13 protein-coding genes are annotated in these 13,987 nt (G+C 70.9%); 7 read left to right on the top strand and 6 right to left on the bottom strand.

What is annotated here, in order from left to right; all coding sequences use genetic code 11:
- Positions 1-107: 107 nt before the first annotated feature.
- Entirely contained in the window at positions 108-1,493 is a 1,386-nt protein-coding gene (locus ACIBHY_RS19855) for a glycosyltransferase 87 family protein (RefSeq protein ID WP_397247091.1), read from the top strand.
- Here the strand turns inward: ACIBHY_RS19855 and ACIBHY_RS19860 are convergent.
- Entirely contained in the window at positions 1,375-3,576 is a 2,202-nt protein-coding gene (locus ACIBHY_RS19860) for a hypothetical protein (protein ID WP_397307374.1), read from the bottom strand. The genes ACIBHY_RS19855 and ACIBHY_RS19860 overlap by 119 nt on opposite strands.
- Before the next feature lie 60 nt (positions 3,577-3,636).
- Between ACIBHY_RS19860 and ACIBHY_RS19865 the strand changes: the two genes are divergently transcribed.
- From ACIBHY_RS19865 to serS, 4 genes are all read left to right on the top strand, one after another.
- Positions 3,637-4,818, top strand: a complete 1,182-nt coding sequence (locus ACIBHY_RS19865) for a glycosyltransferase 87 family protein (RefSeq protein WP_397307375.1) — start codon at positions 3,637-3,639, stop codon at positions 4,816-4,818.
- A gap of 35 nt (positions 4,819-4,853) precedes the next feature.
- Complete coding sequence (locus tag ACIBHY_RS19870; protein WP_221339935.1) at positions 4,854-5,255, top strand: DUF4446 family protein; 402 nt, start codon at positions 4,854-4,856, stop codon at positions 5,253-5,255.
- Between the two features lie 18 nt (positions 5,256-5,273).
- Positions 5,274-6,194 carry a prephenate dehydratase gene (pheA, locus tag ACIBHY_RS19875; protein ID WP_397247096.1) on the top strand — a complete coding sequence of 307 codons (921 nt, stop codon included), beginning with the start codon at positions 5,274-5,276 and terminating at the stop codon, positions 6,192-6,194.
- Between the two features lie 233 nt (positions 6,195-6,427).
- Complete coding sequence (serS, locus tag ACIBHY_RS19880; RefSeq protein ID WP_397247098.1) at positions 6,428-7,690, top strand: serine--tRNA ligase; 1,263 nt, start codon at positions 6,428-6,430, stop codon at positions 7,688-7,690.
- A 59-nt stretch (positions 7,691-7,749) separates the two neighbouring features.
- On the opposite strand, the gene ACIBHY_RS19885 is transcribed toward serS, so the two are convergent.
- Both ACIBHY_RS19885 and ACIBHY_RS19890 read right to left on the bottom strand, forming a co-directional pair.
- On the bottom strand, positions 7,750-9,117 hold the full coding sequence (locus tag ACIBHY_RS19885) for a hypothetical protein (RefSeq protein WP_397307376.1): 1,368 nt from the start codon (positions 9,115-9,117) through the stop codon (positions 7,750-7,752).
- A 278-nt stretch (positions 9,118-9,395) separates the two neighbouring features.
- Positions 9,396-9,938 carry a TetR family transcriptional regulator gene (locus ACIBHY_RS19890; RefSeq protein WP_397307377.1) on the bottom strand — a complete coding sequence of 181 codons (543 nt, stop codon included), beginning with the start codon at positions 9,936-9,938 and terminating at the stop codon, positions 9,396-9,398.
- Between the two features lie 89 nt (positions 9,939-10,027).
- On the opposite strand from ACIBHY_RS19890, the gene ACIBHY_RS19895 reads away from it, so the two are divergent.
- Positions 10,028-11,173, top strand: a complete 1,146-nt coding sequence (locus ACIBHY_RS19895; RefSeq protein WP_397247104.1) for an FAD-dependent oxidoreductase — start codon at positions 10,028-10,030, stop codon at positions 11,171-11,173.
- A gap of 71 nt (positions 11,174-11,244) precedes the next feature.
- Here the strand turns inward: ACIBHY_RS19895 and ACIBHY_RS19900 are convergent, their stop codons facing one another.
- Complete coding sequence (locus ACIBHY_RS19900; protein ID WP_157248489.1) at positions 11,245-11,448, bottom strand: cold-shock protein; 204 nt, start codon at positions 11,446-11,448, stop codon at positions 11,245-11,247.
- Between the two features lie 223 nt (positions 11,449-11,671).
- On the opposite strand from ACIBHY_RS19900, the gene ACIBHY_RS19905 reads away from it, so the two are divergent.
- Positions 11,672-12,469: an HAD family hydrolase gene (locus tag ACIBHY_RS19905; protein WP_397247106.1), complete on the top strand. Its 798-nt coding sequence runs from the start codon at positions 11,672-11,674 to the stop codon at positions 12,467-12,469.
- Here ACIBHY_RS19905 and ACIBHY_RS19910 read toward each other — a convergent pair.
- Positions 12,460-12,972, bottom strand: a complete 513-nt coding sequence (locus tag ACIBHY_RS19910; protein ID WP_397247108.1) for a bacterial proteasome activator family protein — start codon at positions 12,970-12,972, stop codon at positions 12,460-12,462. The genes ACIBHY_RS19905 and ACIBHY_RS19910 overlap by 10 nt on opposite strands.
- A 5-nt stretch (positions 12,973-12,977) precedes the next feature.
- Positions 12,978-13,934, bottom strand: a complete 957-nt coding sequence (locus ACIBHY_RS19915; RefSeq protein WP_397247109.1) for an NAD(P)H-quinone oxidoreductase — start codon at positions 13,932-13,934, stop codon at positions 12,978-12,980.
- Positions 13,935-13,987: the final 53 nt, after the last annotated feature.

The raw sequence follows: 13,987 nt of genomic DNA on the forward strand, positions 1-13,987 counted from the left end.
AACCGTAGAAATCCCACCACCCCCGGCGGACCGCCCGATCGGCAGCGGTGTCCCCCGACTTTCGTCAGGTGTGCTGGAATCTGCGGGTGACTTCCGAGAGCAGGGCCTTGAGCGCGTCCTTGTGCACCGCGGCGAGCGTCCTGCTCACGATCGTCATCGGGCTGCTCGGGCCGTCGGCGGTCGTCCCCGATCTGGGCGGGCCCTCGCTCGGCCTGGATCCAGGCCCCCACCTCGTGATCGGGCTGGCCGCCGCGGCGATCGTGCTGGGCGGTCTCGGCCTGCTCGGCGGGCTCGCGTACGGCTCGCGCCTGCCCCCCAGGCTCCTGGTCGTCCTCGGATGTACGGCCGCCGCCGTGCTGGCCTTCCTCCCGCCCTCGGGTTCGGCCGACCACCTCAACTACGCCGCCTACGGCCGCATGGTGGCGCTCGGCGTCGACCCCTACACCCACGGCGCGGCCGACCTTCCCGGCGACCCGATCGCCGGGGCCGTCGAGGAGCCGTGGCGTGAGGAGGCCAGCGTCTACGGGCCGGTCGCGACCGTCGTCCAGGCGCTGGCCGGCTGGGTGGGCGGCGGCTCGCTGTGGCTGACCGTCCTGGTGCTCGCGCTCGTCAACGCCGCCGCGTTCATCGCCACCGGGCTGCTGCTCGACCGCTTCACCCGCGACGACCCCGCCCGCCGCTTGCGGGCCGCGCTGTTGTGGACGGCCAACCCGCTGCTGCTCTACCAGCTCGTCGCCGGCATGCACGTGGACACGCTGGCCATCGCCTGCATGGTCGCCGCCCTGCTGGCCAGGTCGAGGCCCGCGAGCTCGGGACTGCTCCTGGGCCTCGGGGTGGCGGTCAAGCTCAACGCCGGGATCGTGGCGCTCGGCCCCGCATGGGAGCTGCGGCGGCGGCCCGGACGGCTGGCCGTGATGGCGGGGGTTGCGGTGGCCGTCGTGGTGGCCGGGTACGCGCTGGCCGGGCTCGCCGCGCTCGAACCGGTGACCAGGACCAGCAAGGCGATCTCGCACGCCTCCTACTGGAAGACGTTCCAGGGGATGTTGCAGGCCGTGGTGGGGGAGGGCAGCGCGTACCGGGGCGAGATCCAGGTGGCGTCGCTGCTCGTGCTGGCGCTGGTGGCGTGGGCGCTGTTCCGGGCGCTGCCCGGCAGGGACGCCCCGGCCGTGGCGGCGGTGCTGTCGGTGGCCTACGTGTTCGCCACGCCGTACATCCTGCCCTGGTACGACGGGCTGGCCTTCGCGATGGTGGCGATGGCGGGGGCCTCGCTGGTGGACCGGTTCCTGGCGGGGCACCTGGTGATCCTGTCGCTGGCGTACCTGCCTGCCCGGGTCGAGATGCAGCCCGCCGACCTGGAGTGGCTGCGGACCGTCGTCAGGCAGCAGGTGGCGCCGTGGGCGCTGCTGGCTCTGACGCTGGCTCTGGCGGGATGGGCGTGGACAGCTGCAGCGCGCGCACGGACGCGGCCACGGCCAGCGGCACCGCCACGGTGAGCGCCATGGCCGGGATCGCGATGCCCGAGTCGTTGATCAGGAAGCCGATGAAAGCGCAGGTCAGCGCGCCGAACAAGCCCGCACGCAACGGCGGCGCCAGCTTGTAGGCCTGGCCGAGCGCGGAGGCGCCCCATCGAGAGGGCCGGTTCAGCACCAGGAACAGGAAGGCCAGCGCCACCAGCGACAGCAGCGTCAGCGACCAGTTGCCGACGGTCACGCCGATCATCGCGCCGAACTTCCTGCCGACCACCGTCCAGGCCTGCCCGTCCAGGATCTGCTGGACGAAGTTCCCCAGATGGGTACGCTGCGCCGCCGGCCGCATGAAGTCGAAGACCATGATCGAACCGATCAGCAACGCCCCCGCGAGCCCCACGACCAGCAGCTTGCCCACCGAGACCCGGCGACCCGACAGCAGGATCAGGAAGACCGCCAGCCCGATCACGAACGCCGGCACGCCGCCGAAGTCCGCCCCCCACGCCGGCCAGCCATCCGCGAACACCGCGAACATCCCATACGCCGCGCACACCCCCAAAGCCAGCCAGGTACGCGCCCTGAGGAGCCAGGCGACACCCGCCAGCGCCAGGATCGTGCCGGTGGACTGGATGGCGAAGGCGATGTTGCTGAACCCGTAGAAGCGGCCGCCGGTGACCGGCTCGTAGCCGCTGACCGCGTTGACCTGCAGCTTGGAGCCGGTCATCACGTCGATGAGCAGGGCGAGCGACGTCACGCCCGCCACCACCGTGAGCGGCCCCGGCACCGCCGCCCGCCACGGCCCCGCGAAGGCCAGCCCGGTGATCAGCCCGGCCGCCGCCACGATCGTGACGATCAGCGCCGCCATCGGCGCGGGCAGGCTCCACCAGGGCACGAGCTGGGCCAGGAACGTCGCCACCGCGATGGAACCGGCCAGCACCGACACCACCTGAACGACCACGAGCAGCCGCGACGCCGCGGCCTCGCCGTCCCGCGGCGAGGCGGGCTGGGCGCGACGACGGCGCAGGGCGAGGGCGGCGAACAGGTAGAAGAGCAACTGCACCACGACGAACACGGCGAAGAACGGCCCGCGCACCTCACGCAGCACCTGGCTGGCCAGATCGGCGTCGGCCAGCTGGGTGACGGTCTCCTCGGTGGTCGCGGGGGCGTCACCGCCGTCGCTCCAGGCCCGCCCGACGACCGCGCGGGGCGACTCGAGCCCCAGCGCGCCGATCGCGGTGGCGGTCAGGTCGGTGATGGTGACGAGCGCGTCCTGCCGCGTCGAGGCCGCGGTGAGGAAGCCACGACGGTACGGCGGGCCGCCGGGAGAAGGCCCGGCCGCCATGGACACGTGGAGATGGGCGGCGGATGAGGTGTCGGAGATGCCGCCCACCAGGACCGTGCTCCCCTCGGGAACCCGGGCCATCAGCGCGCCGACCCTCTTGTCGGCCTCGGCCGCGGCGGCCGCGCGCTGCTCGGCGGGGAGCCCCGCGGGCACCCCGGCCTCGTCCTGGGGCATGCGGGCCCAGGCGGCGGCGAGCGCGTCGGCCTCGAAGACGACCAGGGCGTAGCCGGTCAGATCGCCCAGCCCCTCCACGTTGTCCGCATATTTCGAGATCCGGCCGCTCTTGTCGGCGGCGGCCAGCGCCGCACCCGGACCCACGGCCCCCACGGCGCCGCCCGAGTCGGCCACGAGCTGGCCCAGCGTCCCGAGCACCGCGTTGTACCCGGTGCCGGACTGGTAGGCGGCCAGCGACTCCCACCCGGGGACCCGGGCGCTCGCGCCGTCCGGCTCCGGCCTGGGCACCGGGGCGCAGCCCCTGCCCGCGGTGCCGGAGCGCTGCCCGGCCGAGACCGTCAGCCAGCCGGCGACCGGACAGGTGACGCCCCGGTCCGGCGGTGGCACGGCACGGGTCGACATCGAGGCCGAGCCGCCCTCGGCCACCAGTTTCCACAGGTTGGGGGTGCGTGACGGGTGGAGATCGCCCCATTCCAGACCGGGCACTCCCAGCAGCACGACCCGGCCTCGGGGGGCGGCGGAAGCCGTACCGGCGCCGAGGACGCCCGCCAGGACGGCGCCCAGCACCAGAGCCGCCAGGAACCGACGTGCCATGAGCGCAACCCCCGCAGTGTGCGTCCTCGATCGACTGGAGCCACGGTAACGTGCCAGACCGTGACAGGTGGCAAGCGGCAGTGGTGGACGTGGTTGCTGGCGGCGGCGGCCGTCGCGCTGGCGGCGTGGCCGCTGGTCGAGTACTGGCTGACCAACCCCGACGACCAGCGGCTGGTCGACCTCGACGTCTACCGCACCGGTGGCGAGATGATCCGGGAGGGGCGGCCGGTCTACGAGTTCTTCACGCCCGCGCCGCAACTGCTGCCGTTCACCTACCCGCCGGTGGCGGCGTTGCTGGCGGTACCGCTGGCGATGATGTCGTGGACCACCGCCCAGTGGGTGTGGACGATCGGTGTCTTCGCCGCCCTCGCCGTCACGGTCTGGTTCTCCTTCAAGCAGGCGCGGGCCGACAAGAAGCCGCTGCTGTTCGCGCTGGCCATGGTCTGCTGCACGTACCTGATGCCCATCCGCGACCAGGTGCGCTTCGGGCAGGTGGACATCCTGCTGGTCGCGTTGTGCGTGGCCGACCTGCTGGCGGTCCGGCCGAAGTGGCCGCGCGGCTTCCTCATCGGCCTGGCCACCGCGGTCAAGCTCACGCCCGGCGTCTTCCTGATCTACCTGCTGGTCACCCGGCAGTGGCGTACGTTCTGGATGGCCTGCTTCGTCGCCGCGCTGCTCACGGTGCTGCCCTTCGCCGTCATCCCGCAGGACGCGGCCGCGTTCTGGTTCTCCGCGCTGCTCGACCCCGAACGCCTGGGCTCCAACGCCGCCACCACCAACCAGTCCGTGCGCGGCATGCTCATCCGGCTGTACCTGCCCGACCTGCTGACGTCCGCGATCTGGGTGGCGGTCATCGCCTTCATCGGCTGGTACGGCTTCCGCGGGGCCTACCGGGCGTACCAGGCGAAGGACATGGTCACCGCGGTCGCCCTCACCGGCCTGATGGCGGTGCTGCTGTCGCCGGTCGCCTGGATCCACCACCTGGCCTGGGTCGTCGTCGTGCTGGGCGCGATCGTCGGCGACGGGCGCGACCGGGTCAGGCTGTGGGTGGCCGCCGGGGTCTGGCTGTACTACGTCGTCCCGGTCCCCTGGTGGGGCGTCTCGCTCAAGGCGCTGGAGATCCCTGCCGTCAGCCCGGTCCTGGGCAAGATCGTGCAGAACGGGTACGGGCTGGGCGCGATCGCCCTCGTCTGGCTCCTGGCGGCCTGGTTGCCCAAACGCCGCGGGATCTTGGCTGACTGATTACCCTGTGTGGTGTGCTCGTTACCGTATGGGTCATGATCGGCGTCCTCGCGGGCGTCAGCGGCGTCGTCATCGGCTACGTCGCCCTCAAGCAGGCCAGGCTGGCCGTGCAGGACTGCCAGCAGATGCTGGCCAGGCAGTCCACCGTCAGCACCATGGGCGGCGACCTCAAGGCCATTCGCGACGTCGCGGTCTACCGCTACGACGCCCTTGAGGAGATGACGGGGAGGCTGTCGTTCTCGATCGCGATGATCAACGGCCTGGGCGACGGCATCGTCCTCACCTCGATCAACGGCCGCTCGGAGACACGCACGTACGTGCGGCCGGTCGTGGGCGGAAAGGGTCAGACGCCGCTGGCCCCGGAAGAGGAGGAGGCGGTGCGCGCGGCCAGACTCGGACTCGGCCCGGAGATAGAACCACAGATGGCACGCCGCTGAGCTGGTTACTCTGGTGTCATGCCCAGAATCGCCTATCTCGGACCCGAGGGCACCTTCACCGAGGAAGCCCTGCGGCTCATGGAGCCCGACGCCGACCGCATGCCCTGCGCCACCGTCGGTGCCGCGCTCAACGCCGTACGGTCCGGTGAGGCCGACGGCGCGGTCGTCCCGCTGGAGAACTCGCTGGAGGGCGGCATCACCACCACCCTCGACGAGTTCGCGTGGGGCGAGCCGCTGCTGATCACCGCCGAGCTGCTGCTGCCCGTGCGGTTCTCCCTGCTGGCCCGGCCCGACACCGAGCTGGTGCACATCAAGCGCGTCTACACCCACCCGGCCGCCATCACGCAGTGCCGCGGCTACATCAACCGCGAACTGCCCGACGCCGTCGTGGTCTCCGCCCCTTCCACGGCCGCCGCGGCCCAGGAGGTGTCGCTGCCCGGCTCGCCGTACGACGCCGCGATCGCCGCCCGCATCGCCGGCGAGCACTACGGCCTGGTCGAGATCGCCGCCAACATCGGCGACCGGACCGACACGGTGACCAGGTTCGTCCGCGTCGCCCGGCCCGGCGCGCTGCCGGAGCCCACCGGCTCCGACCGCACCACGCTCGTGGTCTTCCTGGCCGACGACCACCCGGGCGCGCTGCTGGAGATGCTGACCGAGTTCTCGGTGCGCGGGGTCAACCTGACCCGGATCGAGTCGCGGCCCACCGGCGACGGCATCGGCCGCTACTTCTTCCACTTCGACTTCGAGGGACACGTGGCCGACGCGCGGGTCGGCGAGGCCATCTCGGGCCTGCACCGGATCTGCGGCGAGGTCCGCTTCCTGGGCAGCTACCCGCGCGCGGACGGCGTCACCACCCAGATCAAGCCCGCCACCACCGACGCCGCCTTCACCGAGGCCGGTAGCTGGCTCACCCACATCCGCCAGGGCAGGCCGTAGTTCTCCTTTCCGTCACGGGCCCTTATCCCGTCACGGGCCTTTCATCCGTTACGGCAAGCCGCACCACCGCCACCCGCCGACGTGGGTGACCGCCGATCGTGGGGGTCGCCTCTCACGTCGGACGGGCTGCCCACCGCCACGGCCCACGTGAGCCGGGGTGGTGGTGGTGAGGTCGCCGGGGCGGTGGTTTTAATCGGTCCTGCCGTCAGCGGAGGAGCGAGTACGCTTGGCCTGTGATTGACCTGCGGACACTTCGGGAGGACCCTGAGCGGCTGCGAGCGTCGCAGCGCGCACGGGGTGAGGACGACTCGATCGTCGACAAGCTGCTGGCCCTCGACGAGCGCCGGCGATCCGCGCTGACCTCGTTCGAGACCATGCGCGCCGAGCAGAAGTCCATGGGCAAGTCCGTCTCCAAGGCGCAGGGCGAGGAGAAGCAGGCGCTGCTGCAGCGGGCCAAGGAGCTCGCCGCGCAGGTCAAGGCCGCCGAGGTCGAAGCCGAGCAGCTGGGTGCCGAGCTCGACGAGATGGCCCACGCGGTGCCCAACATCGTGGAGGAGGCGGCTCCCCACGGTGGCGAGGACGACTTCGTCGTGCTGGAGACGATCGGTGAGCCGCGCGCGTTCGACTTCGAGCCCAAGGACCACCTGGAGCTCGGCGAGGCGCTCGACGCCATCGACATGGAGCGCGGCGCCAAGGTGTCGGGTTCGCGGTTCTTCTTCCTGAAGGGCGTCGGCGCCCGCCTGCAGCTGGCCCTGCTCAACATGGGCATGCAGCACGCGATCGAGGCCGGGTTCACCGCGATGATCACCCCGGTCCTGGTGCGTCCGGAGACGATGGCGGGCACCGGTTTCCACGTCGCCCACGACAAGGAGATCTACCGCCTGCCCGACGACGACCTCTACCTCGTCGGCACCTCGGAGGTCGCGCTCGCCGGCTACCACGCCAACGAGATCCTCGACGGCGCCGAGCTGCCGCTGCGCTATGCGGGCTGGTCGTCGTGCTTCCGGCGCGAGGCGGGCTCCTACGGCAAGGACACCCGGGGCATCATCCGCGTCCACCAGTTCGACAAGGTGGAGATGTTCACCTATGTCCGCCCGGAGGACGCCGCCGCCGAGCACCAGCGCCTGCTGGCCTGGGAGAAGGAGATGCTGGCCAAGATCGAGGTGCCGTACCGCATCATCGACACCGCGGCAGGAGACCTCGGCATGTCGGCGGCGCGCAAGTTCGACTGCGAGGCCTGGATCCCGTCCCAGGGCCGCTACCGCGAGCTGACCTCGACCTCCAACTGCACGGAGTTCCAGTCGCGCCGCCTGGCGGTCCGCTTCCGTGACAAGGACGGCAAGCCGCAGCACGTGGCGACGCTCAACGGCACGCTGGCCACGACCCGCTGGATCGTGGCCATCCTGGAGAACCACCAGCAGGCCGACGGCTCCGTGGTGGTCCCCAAGGCGCTCCGCCCCTTCCTGGGGCTGGACGTGCTGGAGCCGGCCAAGTAAGCGATCGCGGCGGACGCGCGACCGCGCTCCGCCGCGATGGCCGCATCACCGGGCCCGCCTCAGGGTTGGGCGGAGTGGGTGCGGGCGGTGCGCCGTACCAACGTCAGCCCGAGGGCGCCGATGGCGACGGAGAAGAACGCGGCCATGGCGAGCGCCACGTCGTAGGAGTCGGGCCACCCGAACGCCCAGCCGCGGAACGGCGCCGCGATGCCCAGCGCGACCAGCACCCCCGTGCCCAGTGCCTGCCAGAGGGCGGTGGAGGGGATCTTCGCGAGGACCGACTCCACGATCGCGAGCACGACCGCGGCGAGCAGGAGCGCGCTGGCGGCCAGCCACAGCATGGCGGAGACACCGCTCGCCACCGGATCGAGCAGCACGTACGGCAGCACGCTCCCGGTCGCCAGGGCGGGCGCGATCCAGTGGGTGGCGATCCTGCGCCTGCCCCTGGCCGCGATCATGAGCCCGGCCACGATCGCCCACACCCCGGCCAGCAGCGCGACGGCAAGCTCGCCGTGGACCTCCTGACCGCCGTCCATCGCCGTGGCGGCCCCCGCGGTCAGCTGCCCCGACGGGTCGTACCCCAGCCGCGTCCACCGCCCGCTCTCATCCCGTACGGCCACGCCGTCCCGCCCGTTCGCCACGACGACCACATGACCCCGCGCCGTCGCCTGGACCGCCAGCGACACCGAGGACACCCGCTCGCCATAGATCCGTTCGAGTATTTCGAGCCGACCGGGGGAGATCTCCCAGGACGGCTGCCAGGTCACGCTGGCGTCGTCCGACTGCATGACCCTGACGCCGTCGCCGCGTACCCAGTAGCAGCGCCGCGGCTCCCGCGGCACGCACATCGACTTCTGCCCCTGCGCGTCCTGATCGCGGTCGGGGGCGAGCCTCCAGGTGCGCCCGCCGTCCGTGGAGACGTTGCCGGACCCCCAGGTGCTCGTCACCGTGATCCGCCCGCCGTCGACCCGCACCGTGTCCGCGGCGGGCGGGCTTCCCGCCGGGCCCGTGGCGGCCACGGCCAGTACGGCCAGTGGCACCCCCACCACCGCCAGCCACCTCCGGGGCGCCTCGTGCTTCCTGACCCACCACGCCAGCCCGAGCGCGGGAAGCGCCAGGAGGTCGCTGGGATCGGCCAGGACGTGCGAAGGGCCCGCGACGAAGGTCCAGGCAAGGGAGGCGGCCTCCGCGCCCGTCTCGGTGGTTTTCACGAGGGTGAACAGCGCCCCGGTGAGCAGGGTGGCGGCCAGGTCGGCCTTACGCAGCAGGAGAAGGGAAAGAAGGGGAGCGGCGACGACCAGTCCGGCGACGTCGCTCAGCTTGCCGGTGACGAACCCGGGCCAGGCCTGCTTGAGCAGGTGGTCGTTGACGAGCAACAGCGACGCCGCGACGAGCGTCACGGGATGGCACAGCCACGCGTACCTCATGCACTCATCGACGGTTCCGGATTTGCGGTCGTTCGGCCGGAACGCGCTTCGAGTCACACTCGTGATCCCCTCGTAACGCCCCATCCCGCTCCAGCAGCGCCCATCCCGCCTCGCCGCGGTTCTGCCCACGGCCTCTGGACCGTCGGCCGGTTGGTGATCCCTGGGCGCCCCAGGGTGAGGCTGCAGAGCGTGCGCGTCTCTCTCGACACCGATCGGGTGGACACGGCGCACGGGGGCGTTCATGGCGGCGTGCCGCCGGGCGGGGGAGCGTGGTCGGGTCAGTCGCAGAGGTAGCGCTGGATGGTGGGGGCCACCCAGTGGATGAGGTCGTCGCGGGACATCGCCACGATGGGCGGAAATTTCAGGATGTATCGGGCGAGCGCCAGTCCCAGGATCTGGGAGGCGGCCAGGCCGGCGCGCACGGTGGCCTCGTCCGGGCCGGTCAGGGTGACGATGACGGGGGCCAGCTGAGTGGCGAAGATCTCACGCATGCGCTCGGCGGCCGCCTCGTTGGTGACGCCGGTGCGCAGGAGCACCTGCAGAGCCTCGTTGTGCTCCCACAGTCCGAGGAAGTGGCCGACGAGCCCGGCGCCGATCTGGTCCCGCGGCAGTGCCGAGAAGTCCGGAAATTTCAGGTCGATGTGTGCGGCGGCGGCGAACAACTTCTCCTTGTTGCCGAAGTAGCGCATCACCATCGCCGGATCGATCCCGGCGTCACCGGCGATAGACCGGATCGTGGCCTTCTCGTAGCCGTCTGCGGCGAAGCGTTCCCTGGCCGCGGCCAGGATGACGGCCTTGGTGTCCGCGGAGCTCCTTCTCATGTCAACGATTGTAGGCCAACAAGTGTTGACATTGCCAGCACGCCAGGCGCAGACTGATGCCAACAAGCGTTGACCAAAGGAGAACGAAGATGCTTCCCACCGCCACCGACGTTCTGGTCATCGGCGCCGGCCCCACCGGACTCACCCTGGCGATCTCGCTCAGGCTCCAGGGCCTCGACGTCACCGTCGTGGACAACCAGGCCGAGGGCGACAACACCTCCCGCGCCGCCGTCGTGCACGCTCGCACCCTGGAGCAGCTCGAGCCGCTCGGCGTCACCGGGCCCATGGTCGAGCGGGGCATCCACGCCAAGCGCTTCACGATCAGGGACGGGGACCGCGTGCTAGTGCCGGTTCCGTTCGGGAACCTGCCGACGGACTACCCGTACACGCTGATGATCTCCCAGGCGGAGACCGAGCGGATCCTGCTGGACCGGCTGGTCGAGCTGGGCGGGCGGGTGGCGCGGCCGTACACGCTGACCGGGCTCACCCAGGACGGCGCGGGCGCGACGGCGGTCTTCGCCGACGGGAGCAGCGTGCGCGCCCGCTACGTGGCCGGCGCGGACGGCATGCACAGCACGGTGCGGGAGCAGGCCGGCATCGGGTTCAGCGGCGCCTCCTACCCGGAGTCGTTCTCGCTGGCGGACGTACGGCTCAGCGGCGGCGTGCCCAGCGAGGAGGTCGTGCTGTACTTCTCGCCGGCCGGGCTCGTCGTGGTGGCCCCGTTGCCCGACGGGACGTTCAGGATCGTGGCCACGGTCGACGAGGCGCCCCATGAGCCCGACGTGGCCTATGTGCAGCGCCTGCTGGACGAGCGTGGCCCGCGGCGCCAGAAGGTCGTGGTGAGCGAGGTCGTGTGGGGTTCGCGCTTCAGGGTCCACCACAGGGTCGCGGACGCGTACAGGAGCGGCAGGGTCGTGCTGGCGGGCGACGCCGCGCACGTGCACAGCCCGGCGGGCGGTCAGGGGATGAACACCGGCGTCCAGGACGCCGTGGCGCTCGGTGAGGCCCTGGCGGAGACGCTCAAGACCGGGGACGAGGCGCCCCTGGACGCCTACGCGGCGGCCCGCCGCCCGGTGGCCCGGGAGGTCGTGGCCTTCGCCGGCCGGCTGACCCGCCTGGCGACGATGAGCCGGGCGCTGCGGCCGGTCAGGAACGTGGTGCTGCGGCTGCTGGCCGCTCTGCCCCCCTTCCGCCGGGCGCTGGCCTGGCGGCTGTCGGGGCTGGTCTACCGGTGACCCGGAGCCTGGACAGCGGAAAGGGCGAGGTCCGCTGGAAGCGAACCCCGCCCTACCTCGCTTACTTCAGATCAGATGGCGCGGACGGCAGAGGCCTGCGGCCCCTTCTGTCCCTGCGTGATCTCGAACTCGACCCGCTGGCCGTCTTCGAGGCTGCGGTAGCCGTTGCCCTGGATCTCGGAGAAGTGCACGAACACGTCCGGTGCACCGCCGTCCGGAGCGATGAAGCCGAAGCCCTTTTCAGCGTTGAACCACTTGACGGTTCCCTGAGCCATAAAAGCTCTCCCTCAGGATGTGAATCTATGGGACCCACACCTCATGGGTCCCGGTGTGTCGTACAGCAGCAACCCGGGGTGGCTCAGACAAAGTCATGCTGGTTTTCACTACGGGATCAGCTAATACAACGCCATCACATCTAACACCATTCCACCGCCTTGGTGTTCCCCTCGCTAGGAAGATTTCTGTTGGACGGCATCACCGGGCAAACTGGAACCCGTTATGAACACCCCTCGCCTTGTGGCCACCGACCTCGACGGAACCGCCCTGCGCTCCGATGGAACGGTCTCTTCCCGAACGGCTGCTGCCTTCGCCAGGGTAGAGGAATCCGGGGCTGTGCTGGTACTCGTCACCGGCCGCCCGCCTCGGTGGATGAGGGAGGTGGCCGAGGTCGTCGGGCACCGCGGGGTGGCGATCTGCGCGAACGGGGCGCTTGTCTACGATCTCCACACCGAACAGATTCTTGAATCTCACCTGATCCAGGCCGACGTCCTCGTGGAGGTCGTGGATCAGCTAAGAGCGAACATCCCCGGACTGGCATTTTCGGTCGAGTACGAAGGTGGTTTTGCGCACGAGTCAGATTTCCGGCTCGGTGGCCTGGACCGAAGGGCGGGACGCGGCGGCGGCGTCGCGCCGGGGATCCTCACCTCGCGGCCGTGCGCCAAGCTGCTCGCCCTGCACCCGGAGATGGACCCGGACCGGCTCCACGGCGCCGTGCACGAGCTCGTGGGGCACCTGGTGACCGCCACCCACTCCAGCCGCAGCGCGCTGGTCGAGATGAGCGCGCACGGCATCACGAAGGCCACCGCGCTCGCGGCGCTGGCCGGGCGGCACGGCATCGGCCCCGAGGACGCCGTGGCGTTCGGTGACATGCCGAACGACCTGCCCATGCTCGCGTGGGCGGGCAGGTCGTACGCGGTGGCCAACGCGCATCGCGACGTGCTGGCCGTGGTCGGTCAGACGACCGAGGCCAACGACGAGGACGGCGTCGCCCGCGTGCTCGAAGAGCTCTACAGGTAGGGGCCGGAGCCGCCGGGCTGCTGCTGGCCCTCCTGCGGCACTCCGGGCAGCGCCCTGCGCATCTGCTCCAGCTGGGCCCTGGCCGCCATCTGCTGGGCGAACAGCGTCGTCTGGATGCCGTGGAAGAGCCCCTCCAGCCAGCCGACCAGCTGGGCGTGGGCGATCCGCAGCTCGGCCTCGCTGGGCGGGGCGCCGTTGTCCTCGGTGAACGGCAGCGACAACCGCTCCAGCTCGTTGACCAGCTCGGGGGCGAGGCCGTCCTCAAGCTCCTTTATGGAGGACTCGTGGATCTCCTTCAACCGCTTGCGGCTGGCCTCGTCGAGAGGAGCCGCGCGGACCTCTTCGAGAAGCTGGCGGATCATGCTGCCGATGCGCATCACCTTCGCGGGCTGCTCGACCAGGCCCGCCACCGAGCGCTCTTCCTCGCCGCCGTCGCCCTGCTGCCCCTGGAAGTCAGGCCCGACCACCACGATGTGGGGGGTGTTGTTCTCCTCAGCATTCATACGTCTCACCGTACTAGCAGGATCTTGCCGACGTGTTCCCCGGAATCGAGCATTTCGTGCGCCCGCGCGGCCTCGGCGAGTGGCACCTCCGCGTAGATCACCGGCCGCACCGCACCCGCGCTGACCAGCGGCCACACGTTGTCGACGACCCCGCGCACGATGACGCCCTTCTCGTCGGCGGGCCGCGAGCGCAGCGTGGTTCCGTGTACGGCCGCGCGCTTGTTGAGCAGCATCCGCAGATCGAGCTCGGCCGAGGTGCCGCCCTGCAGACCGATGATCACGAGCCGCCCACCCGTCCGCAAAGCTTTGATATTTCGGGATAGATACTTTGCGCCCATGATGTCCAGAATCACGTCGGCCTCCGCCTTCTCGGCGAAGTCGTCCTCCCGGTAGTTGATCACTTCGTCGGCGCCCAGCTCCCTGAGCCGCTCCAGCTTCTCCGCGGTCCCCGCGGTCGCGATCACCCGCGAGCCGAACGCCTTCGCCAGCTGGATCGCCATCGTCCCCACGCCGCTGGCCCCGCCGTGCACCAGCAGGGTGTCCGAACGCCGCAGCCGCGCGGTCATGAACACGTTCGACCACACCGTGCAGACCACTTCGGGCAGCGCCGCCGCTTCGGTCAGGGAGACGTTCTCCGGCACCGGCATCACCTGCTGCCACGGCACTGTCACCTGTTCGGCATATCCGCCGCCGCCCAGCAGCGCGCAGACTCGGTCGCCGACCTGGAAGTGCTCCACGTCCGCGCCGACCTCGGCCACGACCCCCGAGCACTCCAGGCCCGGATACTCCGAGTCGCCGGGAGGCGGGTTGTAGAAGCCGAGCCGCTGGAGGACGTCCGCCCTGTTCAGCGCCGAGGCGGCCACGTCGATGAGCACTTCTCCCCGCCCGGGGCGGAGATCCGGCACCTCGCGCCACTCCAGAACCTCAGGCGCGCCGATCTTGGAGATCACAATCGCTCGCATGCTGACCAAGATAGGCGTGTGGCGCTCGGCCGAGCCCCCGAGCGCGGGTGCCG

The sequence above is a fragment of the Nonomuraea sp. NPDC050547 genome, from assembly GCF_044457345.1.
Classification (GTDB): Bacteria; Actinomycetota; Actinomycetes; order Streptosporangiales; family Streptosporangiaceae; genus Nonomuraea.

Coding starts and splice junctions, on each gene's coding strand:
- ACIBHY_RS19905 (WP_397247106.1), top strand. CDS start 11,672: ATGAACACCCCTCGCCTTGTGGCCACCGACCTCGACGGAACCGCCCTG.
- ACIBHY_RS19915 (WP_397247109.1), bottom strand. CDS start 13,934: ATGCGAGCGATTGTGATCTCCAAGATCGGCGCGCCTGAGGTTCTGGAG.
- ACIBHY_RS19895 (WP_397247104.1), top strand. CDS start 10,028: ATGCTTCCCACCGCCACCGACGTTCTGGTCATCGGCGCCGGCCCCACC.
- ACIBHY_RS19870 (WP_221339935.1), top strand. CDS start 4,854: ATGATCGGCGTCCTCGCGGGCGTCAGCGGCGTCGTCATCGGCTACGTC.
- ACIBHY_RS19900 (WP_157248489.1), bottom strand. CDS start 11,448: ATGGCTCAGGGAACCGTCAAGTGGTTCAACGCTGAAAAGGGCTTCGGC.
- ACIBHY_RS19860 (WP_397307374.1), bottom strand. CDS start 3,576: ATGGCACGTCGGTTCCTGGCGGCTCTGGTGCTGGGCGCCGTCCTGGCG.
- ACIBHY_RS19885 (WP_397307376.1), bottom strand. CDS start 9,117: ATGAGGTACGCGTGGCTGTGCCATCCCGTGACGCTCGTCGCGGCGTCG.
- pheA (WP_397247096.1), top strand. CDS start 5,274: ATGCCCAGAATCGCCTATCTCGGACCCGAGGGCACCTTCACCGAGGAA.
- ACIBHY_RS19910 (WP_397247108.1), bottom strand. CDS start 12,972: ATGAATGCTGAGGAGAACAACACCCCCCACATCGTGGTGGTCGGGCCT.
- ACIBHY_RS19890 (WP_397307377.1), bottom strand. CDS start 9,938: ATGAGAAGGAGCTCCGCGGACACCAAGGCCGTCATCCTGGCCGCGGCC.